Source organism: Bariatricus sp. SGI.154, assembly GCF_050313795.1.
GTDB lineage: Bacteria > Bacillota > Clostridia > Lachnospirales > Lachnospiraceae > CAMBRQ01.
This window is the reverse complement of the sequence record NZ_JBNPMC010000013.1, coordinates 46,364-60,590: the sequence shown is the minus strand read 5'-3', so window position 1 is coordinate 60,590 and position 14,227 is coordinate 46,364. Positions and strand designations below refer to the sequence as shown.

General features: G+C 43.8%; 15 protein-coding genes. All 15 read left to right on the top strand.

The window, feature by feature from the left end; genetic code table 11:
* The first annotated feature begins 43 nt into the window (after positions 1–43).
* The 15 genes from ACQRBN_RS08055 to rfbD all read left to right on the top strand — a co-directional run bounded on the left by ACQRBN_RS08055 (position 44) and on the right by rfbD (position 14,227).
* On the top strand, positions 44–1,423 hold the full coding sequence (locus tag ACQRBN_RS08055) for an RsmF rRNA methyltransferase first C-terminal domain-containing protein (protein WP_427738483.1): 1,380 nt from the start codon (positions 44–46) through the stop codon (positions 1,421–1,423).
* Positions 1,423–2,157, top strand: a complete 735-nt coding sequence (locus tag ACQRBN_RS08050; RefSeq protein ID WP_427738482.1) for a pseudouridine synthase — start codon at positions 1,423–1,425, stop codon at positions 2,155–2,157. Before ACQRBN_RS08055 ends, ACQRBN_RS08050 begins: the two co-directional genes overlap by 1 nt.
* Complete coding sequence (locus tag ACQRBN_RS08045; RefSeq protein ID WP_427738481.1) at positions 2,126–2,809, top strand: HAD family hydrolase; 684 nt, start codon at positions 2,126–2,128, stop codon at positions 2,807–2,809. Before ACQRBN_RS08050 ends, ACQRBN_RS08045 begins: the two co-directional genes overlap by 32 nt.
* A complete protein-coding gene (locus tag ACQRBN_RS08040) occupies positions 2,810–4,747 on the top strand; it encodes a YgiQ family radical SAM protein (RefSeq protein WP_427738480.1) in 1,938 nt (645 codons plus the stop codon).
* Between the two features lie 26 nt (positions 4,748–4,773).
* Positions 4,774–5,544, top strand: a complete 771-nt coding sequence (locus ACQRBN_RS08035) for an SDR family NAD(P)-dependent oxidoreductase (protein WP_427738505.1) — start codon at positions 4,774–4,776, stop codon at positions 5,542–5,544.
* A 28-nt stretch (positions 5,545–5,572) separates the two neighbouring features.
* Positions 5,573–6,148, top strand: coding sequence for a hypothetical protein (locus ACQRBN_RS08030; protein ID WP_427738479.1), 576 nt, complete (start codon positions 5,573–5,575; stop codon positions 6,146–6,148).
* Between the two features lie 49 nt (positions 6,149–6,197).
* Positions 6,198–7,208 (top strand): RluA family pseudouridine synthase, encoded by a 1,011-nt coding sequence (locus ACQRBN_RS08025; protein WP_427738478.1) that lies wholly within the window; start codon positions 6,198–6,200, stop codon positions 7,206–7,208.
* On the top strand, positions 7,166–7,714 hold the full coding sequence (locus ACQRBN_RS08020) for a Holliday junction resolvase RecU (protein WP_427738477.1): 549 nt from the start codon (positions 7,166–7,168) through the stop codon (positions 7,712–7,714). Before ACQRBN_RS08025 ends, ACQRBN_RS08020 begins: the two co-directional genes overlap by 43 nt.
* 77 nt (positions 7,715–7,791) lie before the next feature.
* Positions 7,792–9,045, top strand: a complete 1,254-nt coding sequence (gene hisZ, locus ACQRBN_RS08015) for an ATP phosphoribosyltransferase regulatory subunit (protein ID WP_427738476.1) — start codon at positions 7,792–7,794, stop codon at positions 9,043–9,045.
* Positions 9,046–9,051: 6 nt separating this feature from the next.
* Positions 9,052–9,693, top strand: coding sequence for an ATP phosphoribosyltransferase (hisG, locus tag ACQRBN_RS08010; RefSeq protein ID WP_427738475.1), 642 nt, complete (start codon positions 9,052–9,054; stop codon positions 9,691–9,693).
* 30 nt (positions 9,694–9,723) lie between these two features.
* Positions 9,724–11,013, top strand: coding sequence for a histidinol dehydrogenase (gene hisD / locus ACQRBN_RS08005; RefSeq protein ID WP_427738474.1), 1,290 nt, complete (start codon positions 9,724–9,726; stop codon positions 11,011–11,013).
* A 14-nt stretch (positions 11,014–11,027) separates the two neighbouring features.
* Positions 11,028–11,615, top strand: a complete 588-nt coding sequence (hisB, locus tag ACQRBN_RS08000; RefSeq protein WP_427738473.1) for an imidazoleglycerol-phosphate dehydratase HisB — start codon at positions 11,028–11,030, stop codon at positions 11,613–11,615.
* 16 nt (positions 11,616–11,631) lie between these two features.
* On the top strand, positions 11,632–12,915 hold the full coding sequence (hisIE, locus tag ACQRBN_RS07995) for a bifunctional phosphoribosyl-AMP cyclohydrolase/phosphoribosyl-ATP diphosphatase HisIE (protein WP_427738472.1): 1,284 nt from the start codon (positions 11,632–11,634) through the stop codon (positions 12,913–12,915).
* A 62-nt stretch (positions 12,916–12,977) separates the two neighbouring features.
* Complete coding sequence (locus ACQRBN_RS07990) at positions 12,978–13,283, top strand: hypothetical protein (RefSeq protein ID WP_427738471.1); 306 nt, start codon at positions 12,978–12,980, stop codon at positions 13,281–13,283.
* Between the two features lie 101 nt (positions 13,284–13,384).
* Positions 13,385–14,227 (top strand): dTDP-4-dehydrorhamnose reductase, encoded by an 843-nt coding sequence (gene rfbD / locus ACQRBN_RS07985; RefSeq protein WP_427738470.1) that lies wholly within the window; start codon positions 13,385–13,387, stop codon positions 14,225–14,227.

Sequence of the window (14,227 nt, the reverse complement as noted above, 5' to 3'; positions counted from 1 at the left end):
ACTAATCAATGTATGACCAAAATACAACATACGGAGGAAAACCATGAATCTGCCCGGTACATTTGAAGAGAAGATGAGAGAACTCTTAGGGAAAGAGTTTGATGAATATATTGCATGTTATGATGAACCAAGATACTATGGTCTGCGCGTGAATACCATCAAGATTTCTGTGGAAGAATTCCGAAAGATCTGTCCGTTTGAGATTACGCCGATTCCATGGATTGAGAATGGTTTTTATTATAACGGTGAGAAGATATCTCCTGCAAAGCATCCATATTATTTTGCTGGATTATATTATCTTCAGGAACCCAGCGCTATGACACCGGCGAATCGGCTTCCGGTGGAACCGGGGGATAAGATTCTGGATGTATGTGCAGCACCTGGCGGCAAGGCAACTGAACTGGGAGCAAAACTTAAGGGAGAGGGGCTTCTGGTAGCCAATGATATCAGTAGTTCCAGAGCCAAAGGCTTGCTCAAGAATATTGAGGTCTTTGGAATCGGTAATATGCTTGTGCTGAGTGAAGAACCGGGAAGACTTGAGAATTATTTCCCGGAATATTTTGATAAGATATTGATTGATGCGCCATGTTCTGGCGAAGGGATGTTCCGTAAGGATAAGAAGATGGTAAAAGCCTGGGAAGAACACGGACCAGAATTCTTCAGCAATATTCAAAAGAGTATTATTCTTCAGGCGGCGCGGATGCTGAAGCCGGGAGGAATGATGTTATATTCTACTTGTACGTTTGACAGTCGGGAGAATGAAAGAATCATAGAACTATTGCAGACAGAATATTCGGAATTCAGGATCTTGGATATCCTTCCATACGAAGGTTTCTGCCAAGGAATGCCAAGATATACGGACAGCAAAGACGAAGACATGAGAAAGACTGTTCGTATATTCCCACACCGTATGAAAGGTGAGGGGCATTATCTGGCGCTTCTTCAAAAAGGAGAAGCCCTTGCGGGAAAAGAATTAAGCATGAAGAAGAAATCAGGAAAGAAGATTCCGGAGGATCTGGCAGAGTTCTTTCAGGATATCTCTTGGAAACTGGATGGTTCACGTCTGGATATTCATGGTGAGAGAATCTATTATATGCCGGAGGGCTTGCCGGATGTCAGGGGAATCCGTTTCCTTCGTACAGGACTTTTGCTTGGAGAATTGAAAAAGAATCGTTTTGAACCTAGTCAGGCGCTGGCAATGTGCCTGAAAAAAGAAGAGTATGCACATTGTATTGATCTGCCGGCAGAAGATGAGAGAATCTCAAGGTATCTGAAGGGAGAGACTTTGGATGTAGATGATCTGGTGCGCCCGAAGGAGAAAGGATGGCAGCTTGTCTGTGTAGATGGATATCCGTTAGGCTGGGGAAAACTAAGCAATGGAACCCTTAAGAATAAGTATCTGCCGGGATGGAGGCTTTGCTAATGATTCGTTTGGATAAATACCTGGCAGATATGGGGATTGGAACACGCCAGGAAGTGAAGAAATATATACGTCAGGGCAGAGTCTCAGTGAATGGCAAGACTGTGAAATCGCCGGATATCAAGATTCGGGAAGAAGAGGATAAAGTCTGCTTTGATGCAAAAGAAGTCGCATACGCAAGTTATGAATATTATATGCTGAACAAACCGTCAGGAGTCGTCTCTGCGACAGAGGACCCGACAGAGGCAACGGTGATCGACTTGATTAAGGATAAGAAACGAAAGGATCTCTTCCCGGTGGGAAGACTTGATAAAGACACAGAAGGACTTCTTCTGATTACCAATGACGGTCAGCTTGCGCATCGTTTACTTTCGCCCAAAAAGCATGTAGATAAGACATATTATGCCAGAATTCGGGGAATTGTAACGGAAGAAGATGTGGAAGCATTCAAAAGCGGCGTGAATATCGGTACGGATGAGAAAGAAGAGTGGACAAGACCTGGTCTTCTTAAGATCTTGAGAAGTGAAGCGGAATCAGAGATATTGCTTACGATTCAGGAAGGAAAATACCATCAGGTAAAACGCATGTTTCAGGCGGTGGGAAAAGAGGTTGTCTATCTGCGGCGTGAGAGCATGGGAAGTCTTAAGTTAGATCAGAAGTTAAAACCGGGAGAATACCGGCTGTTAACGAAAGAGGAGTTAGAAGATGTTACAGACGAAAATGCTGAAAGATATTGATGCGATCATATTTGACATGGATGGAACGCTGATTGATTCTATGTGGATCTGGCCATCTATTGATGATGATTATCTGGCGAAATATAATCTGGTAAAGACAGAGGATTTTCATGAGGCTATGGAAGGAATGAGTTATACGGAAGTGGCTCAGTTCTTTTTAGACACCTACTCGGAACTGAACTGTACCAGGGAGGAAGTTATGGAAGAATGGATGGACATGGCGCATGACAAGTATATGAACCAAGTCTATCTGAAGGATGGCGTATATGAATTCATCACAGAGATGAGACGTCAGGGGATGAAGATAGGAATTGCTACAAGTAATGCCAGGTCACTGGCGGATGATACATTAGAAGCATTGAAGATTACGGAATTGTTCGATGTAGTTAGAAGTGCCTGTGAGGTTGCGGCTGGGAAGCCGTCACCGGATGTATATCTTCTGGTCGCAGAAGAGATGGGAGTAGATCCAAAGCGCTGCCTGGTATTTGAGGATGTTCCTATGGGGATCTTAGCAGGAAAGAACGCAGGAATGAGTGTCTGCGCCGTAGAGGATGATTTTTCAAAGCCTCAGGAGGAGAAGAAGCGGGCGCTGGCAGACTATTACATACAGAATTATGACGATATTAAGAATGAAACATATGAGGTATTATAGATGGGAAAGGGATTTTTACCTATTTGCAGACAGGACATGGCAGAACGCGGATGGGAGCAGGTAGATTTCGTCTATATATCGGGAGATGCCTATGTAGACCATCCTTCTTTTGGGCATGCAATCATTACCAGGCTCTTAGAAGCGCATGGCTATAAAGTTGGAATTATCGCACAGCCGGATTGGAAGGATAAGTCCAGTATTATGGAGTATGGCGAGCCAAGGCTTGGATTCCTTGTGTCGGCGGGCAATATGGATTCTATGGTGAATCACTATTCCGTATCTAAGAAGCGGAGGAAGACGGATGCCTTCACTCCGGGCGGCGTGATGGGGAAGCGGCCGGATTATGCGGTTGTTGTCTATAGCAACCTGATTCGTCAGGTATATAAGAAGACGCCGATTATTCTGGGAGGCATAGAAGCCAGCCTGCGAAGACTGGCACACTATGATTATTGGTCTGACAGGCTGAAACGGTCGGTGCTTCTGGATTCGGGTGCAGACCTGATCTCTTATGGAATGGGAGAGCGTTCTATCGTAGAGATTGCAGAAGCCCTGGAAAGTGGCATAGATGTAAAGGACATCAGTTTTATTCCGGGAACTGTCTATAAGACGAAGGATTTGGACAGTGTCTATGATGCAATCACGTTGCCGGGATATGAGGATATGAAGGCGGACAAACTTAATTATGCCAGAAGTTTCTATATACAGTACTGCAATACCGATCCATTTGCAGGCAAGAGAATGGTGGAGCCTTATGGGGAACATCTTTATGTGGTCCAGAATCCGCCGGCCAAACCTCTGAGCCAGCCGGAGATGGATCGGGTATATAGTTTCCCTTATATGAGAACCTATCATCCTTCTTATGAAGATGTCGGGGGAGTCCCGGCAATTGCTGAAGTGAAGTTCAGCCTGATCAGTAACAGGGGATGTTTTGGCGGGTGCAATTTCTGTGCCCTTACTTTTCACCAGGGAAGGATTCTTCAGACGAGAAGCCACGAATCTTTGCTTGCAGAGGCGAGACAGTTTATCTGGGATAAGGATTTTAAAGGATATATTCATGATGTAGGAGGACCTACGGCAAACTTTCGGGCACCTTCCTGTGAGAAGCAGTTGACACATGGCGTGTGTAAGGAGAAGCAGTGCCTATTCCCGAAGCCTTGCCGGAATCTTCGGGTGGATCATAAGGATTACATTCGGCTGCTTCGAAAATTAAGAGAACTGCCAAATGTGAAGAAAGTATTCATCCGTTCCGGAATTCGGTTTGATTATGTGATGGCAGATCCAGACGATACGTTCTTTCGGGAATTATGCGAGTACCATGTAAGCGGACAGTTAAAAGTAGCGCCGGAACATGTGTCAGATGCAGTCCTACAGAAGATGGGAAAGCCGGAGAATGGCGTATATCGTTCGTTTGTGAAGAAATATAAGAAGATCAATCAGGAGATTCACAAGGAGCAGTATCTGGTGCCGTATCTGATGTCATCCCATCCGGGTTCGACAATGAAGGAAGCAATAGAACTGGCTGAGTATCTTAGAGATCTGGGGTATATGCCGGAGCAGGTGCAAGATTTCTATCCTACGCCATCTACCATATCGACGTGTATGTATTATACGGGCGTTGATCCAAGAGATATGAAGCCGGTATACGTGCCGAAGAATCCGCACGAAAAGGCGATGCAGAGAGCCTTGATCCAGTATCGGAATCCGAAGAATTATGATCTGGTTCTGGAGGCACTTAAGAAAGCCGGACGAATGGATCTTGTTGGCTATGATAAGCATTGCCTGATCCGTCCGAAATATGCGGTGCATGATGAATGGAAGAAAGATGGCAGGAATCATTACGGACATGAAAACAAGAATGAAACCGGGGCAAGACCAGAAGGGAAGCCTAAGAAGAAAAAGGCAATCAGAAATGTTCACAAGAAGAAAGTGAAAAAATAAAGTTAGAGACAAACAGGGAGATGATTATCGTGAGAATTGCAATTGTAACGGGTGCATCCTCCGGGATTGGAAGAGAGTTCGCTATGCAGATTCCAAGGCTCTACAAAAGACTGGATGAACTATGGGTAGTGGCAAGAAGAACAGAACGGTTGAAAGAACTGGAAAAACAGATTCCCATCCCAGTCAGAATCTTTGATGGAGATCTTAGAAGGGATTATATCTTTGAGAGAATCGGAAAGGAACTGGACAGACAGAACGCAGATATCCGTATGCTGGTTAATGCGGCAGGTTATGGTAAAATCGGAGATGTGGAGGAACTTGGAACCGAAGAGCAATGTGGCATGATTGATCTGAATTGCAGATCACTTACCAAAATGACGAAAGTCTGCTTGCCATATATGTCGAATGGAAGTAGAATGATTCATGTTGCATCTTCAGCCGCATTTGCGCCTCAGCCGGGATTCGCCGTATATGCGGCAACCAAATCCTATGTATACAGTTATTCCCATGCACTTAGTGTGGAATTAAAGCCACGAGGAATCCTTGTGACAGCGGTGTGTCCGGGACCGGTTGATACGGAATTTTTCGACCGTGCGGGAGCGCTGCCGAATCCGCTTAAGGCAACCGTGAAAGCAGATGCCGGGAATGTTGTAAGAACGGCGCTTAGAGATTCTGTGATGGGACGGCGGGTATCTGTCTACGGCGTGGCTATGAAGAGTGCAAGAATTGCGGCAAAACTGCTGCCGTATGCAAGGATTGCTGATTGGATGAAATTGGCTAATAATATGAGCAAGTAAATGCTATATAAGGGAGTGTACAATCAAGATGAAGATTGAAAAGGGACAGCCGGGCTATATAAAAGCACAGAAGACGAAATATCTCATGTGGACGATTGGGGAATTCGCAATCGTGATAGCCGTCTTTGTTCTGGGATATATGCAGACGAAGACAAGATTGAATCTATTTACGGTGGTTGCGATCGTGGGATGCCTGCCAGCGGCAAAGATGCTGGTAGAATTCATCACTATGGCGCCATATAAGAGCATTGCTCCTGAGAAATATCAGGAGATCGAAGAGAAAACACCGCTTATCACAACTGCATATGATATGGTAATTACCAGCACGGAGAAGGTGATGCCAGCAGATGCGATTGCGATATCAGGTCATGTGGTCTGCGTATATGCAAGCAGCCCGAAGACGGATGAAGTTCTTCTGGCAAAACATATCAAAAATATATTAAGAGATAACCACTATGATAAGATGACGGTTAAGATATTTCACGATTATGTAGCGTTCCTGTCCAGAGCAGAAGGAATGAACAATATCGCAGCGGTTGAACGATCGAATAATACCAGGAAGGAAAGAAATATCAGAAAGATTATACTGAATATTTCAATGTAAGTAAGTGTTTCTGAAAAGAACTACTATAATGCTTTCGATATAAAATGTGATGAAGGAAATAATAATTAAACAGAATGAGGCTGGACAGAGGCTGGATAAACTATTAAAAAAATATCTCAGTAAAGCACCCGGAAGTTTTATCTATAAGATGCTTCGGAAGAAGAATATTATATTAAATGGAAAGAAAGCGTCCGGCAATGAAAAATTAGTGGTAGGAGATAGTGTTAAGTTATTCCTATCAGAGGAGACGATTCATAAGTTTTCTTCGGAAAATGAGGAAGATGTGCAGATAGAATCGGTTCCATTGGATATTATATATGAAGATCGCGAGATTCTGCTGTTGAATAAACCGGTAGGAATGTTGTCACAGAAAGCCAGTAAGGATGATGTGTCAGTGGTGGAACATGTGACAGCGTATCTTTTGAATGAACATAAGATCTCCGCGGAAGACCTGCGTACATTTAAGCCATCTATTTGTAACCGTCTGGATCGCAACACCAGTGGACTGATCGTAGCGGGAAAGAGTCTGGCGGGATTGCAGATGATGGGGCAACTCATTAAGGAACGTACGATTCGAAAGTACTATCTGTGTATCGTAAAAGGAAAGATTACGGAATCTAAGCATATCCGTGGATATCTTAAGAAAGATGAAAAGAACAATGTGGTAACAATCAGCAGGCGGGGAACATCTCCAGGAGAACTTCCGATAGAGACAGAGTATACTCCGGTTGCCTGGCATGAGTCCATGACTTTGCTGAGAGTCCATCTGATTACTGGCAAGACACATCAGATCCGTGCGCATCTTGCCTCGGAAGGGCATCCGCTTTTGGGGGATTATAAGTATGGTAACCGGAGTTGGAATGAAGAGTATAAGAAACGATATCAGATACAGTCCCAGTTGCTTCATGCATATGAATTAGAATTTCCGCAGATGGAGAAGCCGTTTTTGGCAATTTCTGAAAAGACTTATACTGCAAAGGTACCAGAGGTGTTCTGGAGACTGATAAAGGAGACAGCATGGGAACATGGAATTCGAGAGGCCTTAGAGGTTCAACATTAGAGGAGATGGTCAACCGGACCAATGAATGGTATCTGGAGAAAGGGCTTGCTTTAATCCAGAAGATTCCGACGCCGATCACTCCGGTTAAAATGGATAAGGAGCATAGGCACATTACTTTGGCGTACTTTGACCAGAGAAGTACCATTGACTATATCGGCGCAGTTCAGGGAATTCCGGTATGTTTTGACGCAAAGGAATGTGTCGCAGAGACATTCCCGTTGCAGAATATTCATGAGCATCAGGTAAGGTTCATGGAGAATTTTGAAAAGCAGGGCGGCGTGGCTTTCGTGCTGATCTATTATTCCTCAAAGAATATTCTGTATTATATGCGGCTTAAAGAACTGTTGGTCTTCTGGAACCGTGCGAAGGAAGGCGGGAGAAAAAGCTTCCGTTTTGAAGAATTGGATCCCAGATTTTTCATGGAATTCCTAAGAGGATATTATGTTCCGTATCTGGATGCGATGAATCTGGATCTGGAACTCAGGGATGAACTTGACAAAGAGTAAGAAAATGCTTATAATTCAATACAGTTTTATTGTGGTAGCATGCTAAAGTGGATGAATGACAATAACATGGAGGAACTATGAAGAAAGTGTTGCATACTCCGGAAGGAGTCCGAGATATATATAATGTAGAATGTGGAAAGAAACTTGCGTTAGAAGGACGGCTTAAGAAGGTGTTCCATTTATATGGATATCATGATATCCAGCCCCCGACTTTTGAATATTTTGATGTATTCGGGAAAGAGATTGGGACCATTCCGTCCAAAGATCTCTATAAATTTTTCGATAAAGATGGCAATACCCTTGCGCTTCGTCCTGATATTACGCCGTCAATTGCAAGAGCAGCGGCAACATTGTTCAAGGATGAGCGTCTGCCGATCCGTCTTTGCTATACGGGCAATACCTTTATTAACCATTCGAATTATCAGGGACGTCTGCGGGAGACGACTCAGATGGGTGCCGAGTTGATGGGAGATGACTCGGTAGAAGCAGATGCAGAGATGCTCGCGTTGGTAATTGAATCGCTTTTGACAATTGGACTTAAGGAATTCCAGTTAAGCGTTGGCAATGTTGATTTTTTCCAGAGTTTGATTGAAGATGCGTGTCTGGATGAAGACGCAGAAGAACGAGTAAGAGAACTGATTAATAATCGCAATTATTTTGGCGTGGAGGAATTCTTGGAAAGCATTCAGGTGAAGAGAAGTTCCAAGGAAGCATTTGCGGCATTAAATGAACTGGTCGGAGGCATTGATATTCTGACACGTGCGAAGGATGTTGCGCCGAATTCCAAAGGTGTGATGGCAGTCAAAAGACTGGAGAAGATCTATGATACGCTGAAATTATATGGGGTAGAGAAGTTTGTCACTTTCGATCTTAGTATGAGCGGTACTTATGGGTACTACTCCGGAATTATCTTCCGCGGATACACCTTTGGTACCGGAGATGCGATCGTGAAAGGCGGACGATACGACCATCTGATCGAGAAGTTTGGAAAGAAATGGCCTTCGATCGGATTCGTAATTGTAATAGATGAATTGATGAATGCACTGGTACGCCAGAAGATCCGTATTGTATATACGAGAAAGAATACGATGATCGTATACGATGAAGGCAAGCAGAGAGAGGCTACCGCTCTTGCCAGAGATTTCCGTAGGAAGGCTAAGAATACAGAACTTATCAAAAAGGATAAGAGCAGACTGCTGGAAGATTATGTGGAATATGGCAAAGAATATTATGCCGGCAACCTGATCTATCTTAAGAAGTCCGGTGAGATAACGATGATCAATCTGGTAACCGGCGAGCACAAGATTGTGAATAGTACAGATAGGAGTTAGACAATCATGAGATACCTGACATTTGCTTTGGGAAAAGGGCGTCTGGCACATCAGACGCTGGAATTATTCGAGAAGATCGGCATTACCTGTGAAGAGATGAAAGATAAGGATTCGCGGAAATTAATCTTTGTAAATGAAGATCTGAAACTACGCTTCTTCCTTGCCAAAGGTCCGGATGTGCCGACCTATGTGGAATATGGTGCAGCTGACATTGGAGTCGTGGGGAAAGATACCATATTAGAAGAGGGGCGCAAGGTTCATGAAGTGTTGGATCTGGGATATGGAAAGTGTAAAATGTGCGTATGTGGTTATAAAGATGCGGCGCCGCTGCTTCAGCATCATGAACTGATCCGTGTTGCCACAAAGTATCCGAATATTGCAAAAGATTATTTCTATAATACGAAGCACCAGACGGTGGAGATTATTAAGTTGAATGGATCCATTGAACTGGCTCCGATCGTAGGGCTGTCAGAAGTAATCGTAGATATTGTAGAGACAGGGTCAACGCTTAAGGAGAATGGACTGGAAGTGTTGGAAGAAGTATGTCCTCTCTCTGCGAGAATGATTGTAAATCCTGTAAGCATGCGTATGGAGAACGAACGAATCAAGTCGTTGCTTACACAATTACGTGGACAGATTAATCTGTAACGAACGGTAAGATGGAAAGGAAGTAGTCAGATGAGAATACAGCGTTTGAACAAAGATACGAAGCAGAATCTTCTGGAAGACCTGTTAAAGAGAAGCCCCAATAATTACGGGGAATATGAACAGGGAGTTGCAGAGATCCTGAATCGGGTGAAAAAGGAGAAAGATCAGGCAATCTTTGAGTATACAGCGAAGTTTGACAAGGCATGTATCAATGCAGATAATATTAAAGTGACGGAAGAAGAGATACAGGAAGCATATGCGCTTGTGGATTCTTCTCTGGTGGAAATTATCCGTAAAGCGCTTCGTAATATTGAGTCGTACCATGAGAAGCAGCGCCAATATAGCTGGTTTGACAGCAAGCCGGATGGAACCATGCTTGGACAGAAGGTGACGCCTTTACATAGAGTAGGTGTATATGTACCGGGAGGAAAAGCGGTATATCCGTCTTCTGTGTTGATGAATATTGTGCCTGCGAAGGTTGCAGGAGTTGACGAGATTATTATGGTGACCCCTCCGGGAAAAGATGGCAAAGTAACACCGAATACGTTGGTTGCCGCACATGAGGCGGGGGCAACGGCTGTCTATAAAGTGGGCGGAGCACAGGCAATAGGAGCACTGGCTTATGGAACCGAGAGCATACCAAAAGTCGATAAGATCGTGGGACCTGGAAATATCTATGTTGCGTTAGCGAAGAAGTCCGTCTATGGTCATGTCAGTATTGATGCCATCGCAGGACCAAGCGAGATTCTTGTGATTGCAGATGAGACTGCCAATCCAAGATATGTGGCTGCCGATCTGTTGTCTCAGGCAGAGCATGATGAACTGGCTTCTGCGATTCTGGTTACTACCAGCGAAGAATTGGCACAGAAGGTATCTGACCAGGTGGATGCCTTCGTAAAAGAATTGTCCAGAGGAGAGATTATCCAGAAGTCTCTTGATAATTATGGATATATTCTGGTTGCAGATACGATGGAGGATGTCATAGATATTGCCAATGACATTGCATCTGAACATCTGGAGATTCAGACAAAAGATCCATATGATGTGATGACTAAGATTCGCAATGCGGGAGCAATCTTTATCGGAGAATATTCCAGTGAGCCGCTTGGAGATTATTTTGCCGGACCGAACCATGTTCTTCCGACCAATGGAACCGCCAAATTTTTCTCTCCGCTGTCGGTAGATGATTTTATTAAGAAATCCAGTATCATCTCATATTCCGGAGATGCACTGGAGGCGATTCATGAAGATATCGAGAATTTTGCGAAAGCAGAGCAACTGACTGCTCATGCTAATTCGATTAAAGTACGTTTTGAATAAAGGAGGCGCAGCATATGGACAGGATAGCCAGTATAACGAGGGCAACAAAAGAAACCGATATCTCTGTTACGCTGAATCTGGATGGAACCGGTAAAACCAAGATTGATACGGGAGTTGGTTTCTTCGATCATATGTTGGATGGATTCGCAAGACACGGCTTGTTCGATCTTGAAGTGAAGGTAGATGGAGATCTGGATGTAGATTGCCATCATACCATTGAAGATACCGGGATCGTACTTGGAACGGCTATTTTGAAAGCGGTAGGCGATAAGGCAGGGATGAAGCGCTATGGACACTTTATGCTGCCGATGGATGAGACGCTTGCTTTATGTGCTGTGGATCTGTCCGGAAGACCATACCTTAAGTATGATGCCGCTTTTACAGCGGAGCGTATCGGTAAGATGGATACGGAGATGATTAAGGAATTCTTCTATGCAGTATCCTACAGTGCCATGATGAATATCCATCTGAAGATTCTGGATGGCGAGAATAATCATCATATGGCAGAAGCGCTGTTTAAGAGTTTCGGAAAAACTCTGGATATGGCAACAATGAAAGAGCCGAGAATCCAGGAAGCGTGGACTACAAAAGGAAGCTTATAAAGGAGAAGGATAGATTATGAGTTATAAAAGATTGATACCCTGTATCTTTATTGCAAAAGGAAAGGCGGTAAAATGGTTTGACGACCATACGGTAATCGCTGAAGATGCCATAGGTCTTGCGAAAAATTACAGTGATAATGGGGCGGATGAGTTAATTGTGTTTGACCTGTCAGATGCGGATGATGAGCATGATGAGGCGATTGATCTGATTAAGCGCATGAACCGGGTGATCAGAATCCCGATGGTAGTTGGTGGCAATATTAAGCGGCAGGAGGATATTAAGAAGATTCTATATGCAGGTGCCAAACGTGCTATGGTTAATTTTTCTAAGCAGGACAGTGTCAAGTTGATTGAAGAGGCAGCGAAACGTTTTGGCAAGGAGAAACTTGCGGTATCGCTGAATGATTTCGATGCATTATTCAAGCACCAGCATGTGATACAAGATTGCAGCAGTGAGATTGTCTTCATGCATAGGTTGGATCTGAATTCTGTTGTGAATGTGACAGAGGTTCCTTGTGTAATCGTAACAGATACGATGGAGGAAAGAGAACTTTTTAAGATTCTGAAGTCTTCAGGTGTCAGAGGGCTGTCCGGCAAATACATCAGCCAGGTGGATATGGACTTCGTGGCATTCAAGGAGAAATGTGCGCAGGAAGATATTCAGATGACTACTTTTGAAAGCATGATGGAGTTCTCCCAGTTCAAGACGAATGATCAGGGATTAATTCCGGTTGTAGTTCAGCACTATAAGACTCAGGAAGTTCTGATGCTGGCGTATATGAATGAGGAAGCATTCTATCATACGATTAAGACTGGAAAGATGACCTATTATAGCAGAAGCAGACAGCAGTTGTGGGTGAAGGGAGAGACCAGCGGACACTTCCAGTATGTGAAGTCGCTGACGATTGACTGTGATTGTGATACGCTGCTTGCAAAGGTGGATCAGGTAGGTGCAGCATGTCATACCGGTAACCCAACTTGCTTCTTCCAGCCGTTAGCCGGCAATGACTATGATGAGACGAATCCTCTGAGGGTATTCGAGTCAGTCTATGCAACGATTGCGGATAGAAAGGAACATCCGAAGGAAGGGTCTTACACCAATTACTTATTTGAAAAAGGAATTGATAAGATTCTGAAGAAGGTAGGAGAAGAAGCGACGGAAGTCGTGATTGCAGCAAAGAATCCGAACCCAGAAGAGGTCAAATACGAATTATCTGATTTCTTATATCATGCTATGGTATTGATGGTATTAAAAGGAATCACATGGGAAGATATTATTAAAGAACTGGCAGACCGCTAAAGCCTATTAGGAAGAGGAATATATACAAGTATTGAAGCATATATTCTTCTGAGGTGATGATCTTGAATGATTCAGAAAAGCGAAGACGGGAACTGTTGGAACAGACTAGAGAATTATACAACGAAAGAAGATCTATACCGGCTGTTCATCCTCGCTATGGCACGGCATACCGCCAACTCTATGAAGAGGACCAGCCAATGGCGTCGCCAGGAACATTCGGGCTTCGAGTGTTTTTATGCCTTTTGTTATTTGCTGCATTCGTGGCAATGGACAAGAATGGAAGCGAAGTCATGAAGGTGGACAGCAGCCGCATTGTGGAGGAGATTACATATGACCTGGATGTAGCAGAAGTTTGGAAATCGTTGTAACTTGACGCGGTTTTACGGACTTGGTATAATTTTGAATTGAGAAGGTGAAAGGCGTTGATTTTGCTCTGATCAACGCCTTTCTTATGTGAGGAGGTATACATATGTTAAAAATCTGGATTGTGGGATCAAATGGACAGATTGGATCCGCAATAAAAGAAGTGGTTGATCCACTGGAAATGGAAGTGCTGAATACGGATATTGATGAACTTGATATTACCGATACGGAAGAGGTTCTCAATTATGGAGGAATCAGCCGTCCGGATGTTATTATCAACTGTGCAGCGATAACGGACACGGAGTTATGTGAGAAAGATCCTGAGGCTGCATACCGTGTCAACGCCCTTGGCGCAAGAAACTTAAGTTTGATCGCACGTAAAATGGGAGCAAAGATTGTCCAGTTATCAACGGATGATGTGTTTGACGGCGAGGGGAATATCCCATACAGCGAGTTCGATGATACACATCCGAAGAGCGTATACGGACGTTCTAAGAGAGCAGGAGAGAATTATGTAAAAGAATTTACCCATAAGCATTTTATCGTAAGAAGTAGCTGGGTATATGGAAAAGGGAATAATTTTGTCAATAAAGTCCTGGATGCTGCAAAAAAAGGTGAAACGCTGTCAGTTGCATCCGATCAGATTGGTTCTCCTACAAGCGCGAAGGATCTGGCAAGAATCATTCTGCACCTGATTAAGACCAACGAATACGGCACTTATCATGCAACCTGTAAGGGTGTCTGCAGCCGTTATGAATTCGCTCAGGAGATTTTGAAACATGCGGGAAAAGAGATAGAGTTAAAAGCGGTGGCTGCTTCAGAAGTATCCTCAGAAAGACCTGCATATGCTGTACTGGATAATTTTATCCTTAGAATTATTGATGTCTATAATATGCCGGACTGGAAAACGTCACTGGAAGAATATATGAATGAAAAGAGGGAGGATTAG